General features: G+C 57.0%; 1 protein-coding gene. It reads right to left on the minus strand.

Going from position 1 to position 1,071, the window contains the following annotated elements:
• Positions 1-571, minus strand: a 571-nt coding sequence (locus CP49_RS13150) for a maltotransferase domain-containing protein (protein ID WP_156438366.1), incomplete at its 3' end; no start/stop codon positions are given.
• Between the last annotated feature and the right edge of the window lie 500 nt (positions 572-1,071).

Genomic DNA, 1,071 nt, shown 5'->3' on the forward strand with positions numbered 1-1,071 from the left:
TGCAGCGGGCCTTGGGCCTATCCACGACGAGTGTCAGTGGCTTCGATCGGGTGAGATCCGTCCGCTCTTGCGCTTCGGCCATCGCCTTTTTAAGGTCATCGGCGAGCAGGCTCTCGCACTTGCCCGACTGTAAGAAGGTTTCGCATGCACGCGCGATCTTTACTGTGGCTTCCTGACCGCCGCTAAGAGCGCGGGTAAGCAGCGAAGCTCCCTCCATAACGTCAAGCTCGGTCGCCACATTGGCTTTGCGTTTTTGCTCAAAGGCATGTCGCCACGTCCCGAATTCGTCAGTCCACGCCTCAATCGCGTAGCTGTAGAGGCCGGTCTTCTCAGGCACGAAGGATCCCATCCAGCGGTCATTGCCATGGTGAATCATGGCGGTCCGCTGCCAATCGGATTCGGGCTCGCGGTGCCATATTAAGTCTGCGGCAACGACATCGTGGCCGTGGCGATAGATGTCTGCCCAGACCTCGAAGGTCTCGCCCACGATTCGTTTGACCGCAAAGCGGCCACAGTCAATTGAGGGGAAGATCTCCTCGATGTGAAAAGCCTGCTTTACAGGAGCGCTCATGGCATGATGATACGCGGCATACAGGGACTTACTACGAATGCTGGATGTGCCGGATTGGTTCCTGAGTGCTGGCCGGGGCCTCGGGAAGGAACTATTTGGGGATCGCGCGGTTAGACTTGTCGACCATTTATCCTGGTCTTCGGCGACGCATTGAGCGACCAAGAGGGCAATCGAATATTGGAGTTGCCGTTACAAGCCAGTCCTTATCATCTAGCCACCACTGGTCCGAACGGACTCGTCGCTAAACACGCTGCGGCCAAGGGTGCGCGGCCGCGCGCATTAACGAGGAATGTCATCATGAGTAATCGTAAAACGGAGCCAATCGGCAACATCTATCCGTGTATCAGCACGCCGCATCCATCGCCCGCAACAAGAAGCAGTCCATGAGTTGATCACGAGGTGGTAATATTAAGATTCATGCGGTGGTCGATACCAATGGCCTGCCCGTCCGGTTCACCCTGACGGCAGGTGACGGCGCTCTTTCACGAAGTCGATGCCGG

The sequence above is a fragment of the Bradyrhizobium valentinum genome, from assembly GCF_001440405.1.
Classification (GTDB): Bacteria; Pseudomonadota; Alphaproteobacteria; order Rhizobiales; family Xanthobacteraceae; genus Bradyrhizobium; species Bradyrhizobium valentinum.